Raw genomic sequence first — 7894 nt, 5'->3', positions numbered from 1 at the left:
ACTGCTGTCGGCCACGCCCGCGATCTTCGAGGCAGACCGGCGCGTGAAGATCCGGCTCGAAGGCGAATTGCCGTCGCCGCTGAATCCGCCGTCGGGCTGCACGTTCCATCAGCGTTGCCCGTATGCGATCGAACGCTGCCGCCAGGAGGTGCCGCAACTTCGCGAAGTCGATGGGCGTCAGGTATCCTGCCATCGTGCTGAGGAGGTGGGGGAATAGCAGGGCATCGTGCAGGGCCGCCGCGCCCTGCACGCGTAAATCCCCATGTGTTCGCATCGCGCGCAGAGAGGGTGGTTCGCTGCCTTCTGATTTGAATCTAATAAATAGTTTGCAATCCGAATAATAATAAAACCTGAGCCTGCGAGGTCATGCTGCGCTGCTATGCCGATTGATTCGCATGTGCACGAACCTTGGTGTATTGATTGACCGGATGCGGGGCGGATAGATGTGCAACGCCATTTTGCATCCTGGTTGCTTGCGCTCAGCGTAATCTGATAGTCTGTTTTATAAGCAAGGCAAGCTGAATCGAAAGCGTGGCGCGCATGATCGTATGCCGTTAATTAACGTTTTGAGAGGTGGCTGCGTGATTGATTCAGAAATTAAAACTATAAGCTGTGCTTGCTATGAAAGCTGGCAATCCGCACGTGCAAATGCATTTTCCCCATCGGCTGCCGACAACGCGAATAAGATCGTCAATCTGTTAAATCAGGTGGCATCGCTAAATCGTCATAGCCACGTCGCATCGGGCTATTTTGATAGCGGTGCAAGCACTGATGATTTTCTGCTGGGCACGGCGTTGCATCTACGAGCGCCGACGGTGCAACAGTTCACGGCTGGATGTCTGTCATGAGCCGGCGCCCCACTTGCCTGCAATGGGCGGCGGCACTCATGCTCCTTCATGCCGCGTCAGTGCATGCCCAGGAGTTTTCGCTCTTTGGAGGTGGCTCGCGCGCTGGAAGCACAAACACATACACGTGGGCATTCAACTATCAGGAAGGTCTCGGCAAGTACTTTGCCGCGAGCTTTACGTGGCTCAACGAGGGCCATATACCCGACCACCATCGGGATGGACAGATAGTCCAGGTTTGGGCTCGCATTCCTGTCGGGAGTCCTCAATTTGTGCTGCAGGCAGGCGTAGGCCCATACCGGTACTTCGATACAACGACTGCTGACCAGGGCGGCAGTTATTCGGACGTACACGGCTGGGGCGTTGTCTACAGCGTGCGTGCGGCGTATTACGCTTCCAGTCGCTGGATTACCCAATTGCAGCTAAACCGCGTCCACGTGCAACGCGGCCCGGATTCCACGGGCGTGATGCTGGGCATCGGCTACCAGCTCGATGCGCCGGGAACGCCGGGCCCGTTGGACTGGGCAGCAGGCTCGGCATCAAAAGTGACGAACAACGAGGTCGCTGTGTATCTGGGGAAGACCATCGTGAATTCGACCAGTTCTCCGGCGGCATTAGGCGGCGCAATTGAATACCGGCGCGGCTTGATGAAATATATGGATATCACTGTCGGCTACCTGCACGAGGGCAGTAGCAAGACGGCGCGTCGCGATGGCATCACTAGCCAGTTGTGGGCGACACGGGCGTTCCTGAACGATCAGGTGACGCTGGGAGTGGGCGCGGGCGCGTACTACGCGATCAACGAAAACGAGAACAGTGAATCACCTGGGCCTGGCGCGGGGAAGTTTTCTGGTCTCGTTACTATTGCCGCCTCATATCGGTTCACCAGTCATTGGGACGGTCGGCTTGAGTGGAACCGCGTAGTCACCCGTTACAACCGCGATACGGATGTCATTTTTGCGGGGCTTGGATACCGGTGGTGATTCGACAGGCATGCCGGAGCCGATGCGGGCAAACATGCGGCTGTATCGCCTCCTGACCAGGCGCGATACAGCCTGCCGAGGGCCCGTGAATTACGGACGGCGGACGCTTTCAACGTAATGCTGCGCCTGCGCATCCCAGATCAAAGTGGCTCCCGAGGTGCTAACGGTTGTCGGCACCAGGCGTAACTGCGGCCATTCGGTCAGAATGCCTGAATATCCATCGCCGTTATCATTTTTATGCTTATTGGGAATGTCGTCGACCAGAACATCTAGCGGAATATCGGACGATGCGCAGCGACATGGTTCTACGCATGCAAGCAGACATGGCTCTTTTCTTACCCTGGAGCATCTCGTATATTTCGGCGTTTCCGAAATGATGGAATCCACAGCGAGACGGGGTATCTACGTGAATATCAGAGAATACGAATCTGGCGATCTCGACGAGATGGCGCAGCTTTTCAGCGACTATCGTGTGTTCTACGAGCAGCCGCGAAACCCCGACTTGGCAAAGCAGTTTATTGCTGAACGAAGCCGCGCAGGCGAGTCGGTCATTCTCGTCGCGGACTCCGGACACGGAGAACTGCTCGGATTTTGCCAGCTATATCCGACGTTTTGCTCAGTTGCCGCTGCGCCAATTTACGTACTTTACGATCTGTTTGTCTCCCCGGCGGCGAGGCGCTCGGGCGTAGCAACACGGTTGCTGCAAGCTGCAGCGGCGCGCGCGAGAGCGGACGGCAAAGTACGCATGGACTTGACGACCGCGAAAACCAATTTGCAGGCGCAGGCGCTTTATGAATCGCTCGGCTGGACGCGAGATGATGTTTTTTTCACTTATAACCTCACAATCCGCTGAATAAAAAACAGCCGCTATCTGACGCTCTTTGCGCCTTATTTCGCATGGCAGAACCGGCACTTGCGTCTACGACGCACAGAATCCCGATGTACTGAGGCAACGTGAGTGGCTGCGCCAGAGCAACGCAGCCTATCGCAGCGGCGATGGCGTCGCCACTAGCGCAGCAGCCATCAACGCGGCGGCGCGTCCTTCCAGACCATCCAATTGCCGCTCGATGTGCTTCATCAGCACAATGCAGGCAACCGGCGGCCATGTTGAACAATGCCAGCTTGAATCGTTGGCCCCCGGACTGAACAGCACGAACGCAAGCTAGCCTCTGATAAGCGGCGTTGGACGTGTTCGCAGACGGTGGGTAAAGTCGGCCATTTTGGTGTCGTTAACTTGCAGACATCGCGCAACGCTTGAATGGAGCGGCGTGTTACGTCTGACGATTGGCCGGGGCATGGCGACTGACGCGCTCCGTTCCTGTCGCCTTGCCTTTGTCTGAAGATCTGGAACTTTCTCCAGGCTTACAGGCTGCTTTTTACCCTGAGGTATGAGGAGTTTCATGGTCACACCCGCAGTGTCTTTTCCCCGCTCTGTCGGCACTTCAACGCGCATTGCGTGTGCGGACGGCCTCGTTGCTCATGTGTTCATGGTGGATGCCACGGTGCCGCTCTTCAACGTGGTGTGCGGGACGCTGAAGTTTCTCGCGAATCGCGAGCAGGTCGAGTCGCAGGTCGCAGGAGTCACGGGAGGCCGGATGCCCGCACCCGATTGGGAGTGGGTGCTGGACACCGGTTTCGATTCGTCAGTCGACGGTGCGGCTAGCAAGCAATGGCGGATGAAGCCTGTGGGGGCGGGGAAGGTCTGACGCCTGACGGGCGCGTGGCTGAACTACGCGACGCGGCGATGGAAGGCGAGGCGGACAGGTGGAGCGCACAGGCTATGCGCGTCGGCCGCCTCACATCGCCTTAAACCGATTCAAGCCGATTCAAACCGCCCGACTAACCAGCAGCGGATCGACTGCCCCAATCGCGTCGATATCGCGGCTCGCATACGGCAGCTTCTGAAGCACGTAGCGCATCGCATTCAAGCGTGCGCGCTTCTTGCAATCGGAGCGGATCACCGTCCACGGCGCTTCGGCCGTATCGGTCTGCGCGAACATCGCTTCCTTGGCCTGGGTGTAGTCGTCCCATTTGTCGAGCGACGCGAGATCGACAGGACTGAGCTTCCACTGCTTGAGCGGGTGAACCTTGCGCTCCTTGAAGCGCCGCCGCTGCTCGGCACGGCTCACCGAGAACCAGAACTTGATGAGGTGGATGCCGCTGCGAATGAGTTGACGCTCGAACTCTGGCGCCTGCTGCATGTAGTCGGCGTATTCGTCGGGCGAGCAGAAGCCCATCACGCGCTCCACGCCCGCGCGGTTGTACCAGGACCGGTCGAACAGAACGATCTCGCCCGCGGACGGCAGGTGCTGAACATAGCGCTGGAAATACCACTGGCCGCGTTCGAGTTCGGTGGGCTTCTCCAGCGCGACGACGCGCGCGCCACGGGGATTCAGGTGTTCCATGAAGCGCTTGATCGTTCCGCCCTTGCCGGCGGCATCGCGGCCTTCGAAGATGATCACGACACGCTGGCCGGTCTCGCGCACCCACGCCTGGAGCTTCAGCAGCTCGACCTGAAGCCGGTACTTTTGACGCTCGTACGCGCGTCGCGACATGAGGTTGCGATACGGATAGGTGCCTTCGCGCCAGCCGCTTGCAAGTTCATCGTCAGGGTGGCGCGTCTGGGAGCTCGCCCAGTCCGCGGGATTGCCTTCGAGAACAAGGCTGCGCAGGCGCGCACTCTCGTCGGGAGACAGCCCGCGCATGAGCGCGGTGATGGATTCGAGCAGTGTGGCGGGTGTCTGGGCATGGGTGGCGATCACATCGTGCATGGCGCCTGCGATGGCCTGCGAGGCGGCTTCGAGCGAGGCATCGACGGCGCGCAATTCCGCGCTGTGCGGCGTGACGCCGGGCTGGAGGGCGCCTGGGCCGTGGGCGTCATCATCCAATGGTTGCGCGATCGGTTTTGCAATAGGGGCTGGGCTCAGGCTAAGCGATTGTGACGCGGTCTTTGGCATAGTTTTTCTCGCGATTCTGGCTGGGCAAAGCGGGCAAACGTCCAGGCGACGGCCCGGATTGGCGTTCTCGCGCGGCAGGCGCAAGGGCATGCCGCGTAGCGAGAAGCGTTCTTGATGCTGGTAAATAGACGAGGCGCGTGAAGCTTAGACGTCAGCGGTCTTGCGCAGGATCGTGTAGAGCGAATCCTTGAGGTGCAGCTTTTCTTTCTTCAGATGCTCGATGGCCATGCCGTGGGTGGGGACGATGCCCGCTTCCATGTTCTTGATCTGTTGATCGAGTTCGTTGTGGCGATTGAAAAGCCGCGCGAAATGTTCGTCGTGGACTTTAAGGTGCGAGATCTGCTCTCTGTATTCGGGGAACACTCAATACTCCTTATAAAAATGAGATCTTTCAAAAACGGGATCCAGCCATTCTTCCACTTTCGCTGTGTGCCGTTCTTGATCGCCGTCAGTCTGCGCGGGCGAAGGTGGGCGAAGACAGACGAACAGGCCGGCTGCGTCCGAATGAGGCAAAACGCTGACGTCGTGTACTATCGGAGCGGAAACGCCGTCGCGCCAACGAGCCCCTGGAGCGTTCATGATCCGTCGTCTGGAACTCGTGCTGGATGTCATGCATATCGTGTCGCACGCCCCGGCGACTGCGAGTCGGGCTCCCCATTCGCGCGCTAGTGCGGCGGCGTTGCGCGCTGCACTACCTTCTCTCGCGGTTCAGGCCGAATCAGCCGGATCGTTCGCAACCGTAAGCTTCGACCGTGATGGCGCGCTTGCGAAGGCGGGCTGGCGCATTGCGGTCGAAACGCGCGCAACCGCGCGTTGTGTCATCGTGTCCAGCCGACGCACCTTGACGCCAGGCATCGTCGTCGTCGAGCCGATATTCTCGGCGCATCTCGAAACGAAAGGTCTTGACGATGCGCTTTTCGAGGCTGCGCCCGACGCGTTTCGCGAGGTGCTGGCGGCGGCGGGGCCGCTTGAGCCGTCGGCGTCGGTGGCGGCGGTGCGCACTGCATGGGTCTGGCCGCATGACGGCGCGCAAGTCGAGCTCCATCTCGACGCCGATGTGCGTGCGCCACGCGACGAAATGGCGCGCCTGGACGAAGTGCAACTGAGCGTGCCCTGGCCCGAGGACGCGCAGGCGTGGCCGCTCGTCGACGCGTTGTTTGCGTGCGCGCACGAACTGGTCGATGTCCTTCCCGTATTCGCGCGCGTGACCGACGCGCTCGAACGCGCGGCGCAAGGCGACCTTGCCGGTGACGCGCAGGCGGCCCACGCTGTGCCCGTCGATCTGCGCGGCGCGTCGAGCGCGCAGCAGGCGCTCGTGGCGATCGGCGCCAATATCAGCGCGCAATGGTTCGGCAACGATGCGGGCGTGCGCGACTCCGCCAATACCGAGTTCATCCATCAGATGCGCGTGTCGCAGCGGCGCCTGCGCACGGCCATGCGCATCTTTTCGCGCTGGCAGGACGCCGCGTGGCGCGAGCGCATCGCGCCCGATCTCAAATGGATTGGCGCGCTGCTTGGCGAGGCGCGCGATCGTGATGTTTTTGTCGAATCGACGCTGCCGGCCCTGGCGTGTGCCGACGACGATGCCGCGCGCTGGCAAGCCGTGCGCGACGAGGCCGAAGCCGGGCGGCTCGCCGCGCGTGCGAGAGTGAGCGAGGCGCTGGCGTCGCCGCGTTATGCGCACGCGGCGCTCGCCTGGCTGCACTGGCTGGCGAAGCTGGCGCAGCGTACGGACGCGCCGGATGAGTCGAGCGAGTCGGACGACGCCGGGCCGTCGCTGCATCGCCATGCCAAAAAACGTGTGCGCCGCTACTACGAGCGGCTCGCGCAGGCGCAGAAGCTCACCACCATCGACGAAGCGAGCCGCCATCGCGTACGCATCAACGCGAAGTATCTGCGCTATACGCTGGAGTTCTTCGCGCCCGTTACGTCGCGCCGCACGCGCACGCAGACCGCGCGCACGCTCGCGCGCCTTCAGTCCGTGCTGGGCGATGGCAACGATGCGGCGGTGGCGCTGCGTTTTCTCGAACACATGGACGCCGGGCCGTATCAGCTCGGCTTTGCGCGTGGCTGGTGCGAAGCTGTGAAGCGCTATACCGCGAAAGAGGGTGAGCGCCTGTTGCGCGAGCTGCGAGCGCCGAAGGTCGGGCGCGGAACCCCCTCTCTATAATCGGCGTCTTGCTTTGGCACTCGACTACTGCGACGCGCGATGAATACCGCTTCCTCAACTCCTTCTGATTTCGATTCCGACGATCGCGGCGCTGTGCCCGAACTGGGGCTCGGCGGCTCGGTCTGGTTTCAGGCCGGCCCGCAGGTGCTTGGCGGCAGCGCGCGCATTGCGCTGCTCGCGGCGATTCGCGATACCGGCTCGATCACGGGCGCGGCCAAGGCCGTCGGCATGAGCTACAAGGGCGCGTGGGACGCCATTGACGCCATGAACAACCTCGCGGGCGAGCCGCTCGTGGTGCGCGCGACGGGGGGCAAGGGCGGCGGAGGCACGACACTCACGCCGCGCGCGCTGCGCCTCATCGACACGTTTGCAGCGCTAGAGCACGAGCATCGGCGGTTCCTGGAGCGCGCGGCGCAGGCCGTTGGCGCGCGGGATGTGCAAGCGCGGCACAGCCTGTCCGGTGACCTGGCGGTGCTGGGACGCCTGGGTTTGCGCACGAGTGCGCGCAACCAGCTCTATGGAACGGTCGCTGCGCTCGTACGCGGCGCGGTCAACGACGAGGTGTCGATCGAGTTGCCGGGCGGCCAGCGCCTGGCGGCCACGGTCACGCGAGAGAGCGCTGAAGCGCTGGGCCTGGCCGAAGGCGCGGCGGTGGTCGCGCTGGTCAAGGCGTCGTCGGTCGTGCTGGTGGCGGGCGGGGAAGAGGCGGCGGCGCGACTATCGGCGCGCAACCGCTTGAGCGGCGTGGTGAATGGCGTGCGGCGCGGCGTGGTCAATGCCGAGGTGACGCTGGAATTGCCGGGCGGCATCGTGATCGCCGCGGTCGTCACCGACGCCAGCGTCGAGGCGCTCGGCCTCGACATCGGCGCAAGCGTGACGGCTGTTTTCAAGGCGTCCAGCGTGCTATTGGGCGTAGGAAGCTAGACGGCGCGTAGCGCG

The 7894-nt window shown here is 61.9% G+C and carries 9 protein-coding genes; 7 read left to right on the top strand and 2 right to left on the bottom strand.

Going from position 1 to position 7894, the window contains the following annotated elements; all coding sequences use genetic code 11:
• The 5 genes from BBA01S_RS26725 to BBA01S_RS42935 form a co-directional block, all read left to right on the top strand.
• On the top strand, positions 1–217 hold a 217-nt coding region (locus BBA01S_RS26725; RefSeq protein WP_027819124.1), incomplete at its 5' end, for an oligopeptide/dipeptide ABC transporter ATP-binding protein.
• Positions 218–581: 364 nt separating this feature from the next.
• Entirely contained in the window at positions 582–848 is a 267-nt protein-coding gene (locus tag BBA01S_RS47050; protein ID WP_156966094.1) for a hypothetical protein, read from the top strand.
• A gap of 38 nt (positions 849–886) precedes the next feature.
• Entirely contained in the window at positions 887–1828 is a 942-nt protein-coding gene (locus BBA01S_RS26720; protein WP_027819123.1) for a hypothetical protein, read from the top strand.
• 373 nt (positions 1829–2201) lie between these two features.
• On the top strand, positions 2202–2681 hold the full coding sequence (locus BBA01S_RS26715) for a GNAT family N-acetyltransferase (RefSeq protein ID WP_281176995.1): 480 nt from the start codon (positions 2202–2204) through the stop codon (positions 2679–2681).
• Positions 2682–3228: 547 nt separating this feature from the next.
• Positions 3229–3534 carry a hypothetical protein gene (locus BBA01S_RS42935; RefSeq protein WP_156966093.1) on the top strand — a complete coding sequence of 102 codons (306 nt, stop codon included), beginning with the start codon at positions 3229–3231 and terminating at the stop codon, positions 3532–3534.
• Between the two features lie 120 nt (positions 3535–3654).
• Here BBA01S_RS42935 and ppk2 read toward each other — a convergent pair whose 3' ends face one another.
• Positions 3655–4785 carry a polyphosphate kinase 2 gene (ppk2, locus tag BBA01S_RS26705; RefSeq protein ID WP_407668338.1) on the bottom strand — a complete coding sequence of 377 codons (1131 nt, stop codon included), beginning with the start codon at positions 4783–4785 and terminating at the stop codon, positions 3655–3657.
• A 144-nt stretch (positions 4786–4929) separates the two neighbouring features.
• Positions 4930–5148 carry a YdcH family protein gene (locus BBA01S_RS26700; protein WP_027819119.1) on the bottom strand — a complete coding sequence of 73 codons (219 nt, stop codon included), beginning with the start codon at positions 5146–5148 and terminating at the stop codon, positions 4930–4932.
• A gap of 214 nt (positions 5149–5362) precedes the next feature.
• Here BBA01S_RS26700 and BBA01S_RS42930 point away from each other — a divergent pair, with 214 nt between their 5' ends.
• Both BBA01S_RS42930 and BBA01S_RS26690 read left to right on the top strand, forming a co-directional pair.
• Entirely contained in the window at positions 5363–6955 is a 1593-nt protein-coding gene (locus BBA01S_RS42930) for a CHAD domain-containing protein (protein WP_052391907.1), read from the top strand.
• A gap of 39 nt (positions 6956–6994) precedes the next feature.
• The gene (locus tag BBA01S_RS26690; RefSeq protein WP_084162565.1) at positions 6995–7879 is read left to right on the top strand and encodes a TOBE domain-containing protein; all 885 of its coding nucleotides are present in this window, start codon (positions 6995–6997) and stop codon (positions 7877–7879) included.
• Positions 7880–7894 lie beyond the last annotated feature (15 nt).

Source organism: Paraburkholderia bannensis NBRC 103871 (assembly GCF_000685015.1).
Lineage (GTDB): Bacteria > Pseudomonadota > Gammaproteobacteria > Burkholderiales > Burkholderiaceae > Paraburkholderia > Paraburkholderia bannensis.
This window is presented reverse-complemented; position numbering and strand designations above follow the sequence as displayed.

Bases quoted from the DNA above. Each gene is read 5' to 3' on its own strand.
- BBA01S_RS26720 (WP_027819123.1), top strand. From the start codon at position 887: ATGCTCCTTCATGCCGCGTCAGTGCATGCCCAGGAGTTTTCGCTCTTT.
- BBA01S_RS26715 (WP_281176995.1), top strand. From the start codon at position 2,202: ATGATGGAATCCACAGCGAGACGGGGTATCTACGTGAATATCAGAGAA.
- BBA01S_RS42935 (WP_156966093.1), top strand. From the start codon at position 3,229: ATGGTCACACCCGCAGTGTCTTTTCCCCGCTCTGTCGGCACTTCAACG.
- ppk2 (WP_407668338.1), bottom strand. From the start codon at position 4,785: ATGCCAAAGACCGCGTCACAATCGCTTAGCCTGAGCCCAGCCCCTATT.
- BBA01S_RS42930 (WP_052391907.1), top strand. From the start codon at position 5,363: ATGATCCGTCGTCTGGAACTCGTGCTGGATGTCATGCATATCGTGTCG.
- BBA01S_RS26690 (WP_084162565.1), top strand. From the start codon at position 6,995: ATGAATACCGCTTCCTCAACTCCTTCTGATTTCGATTCCGACGATCGC.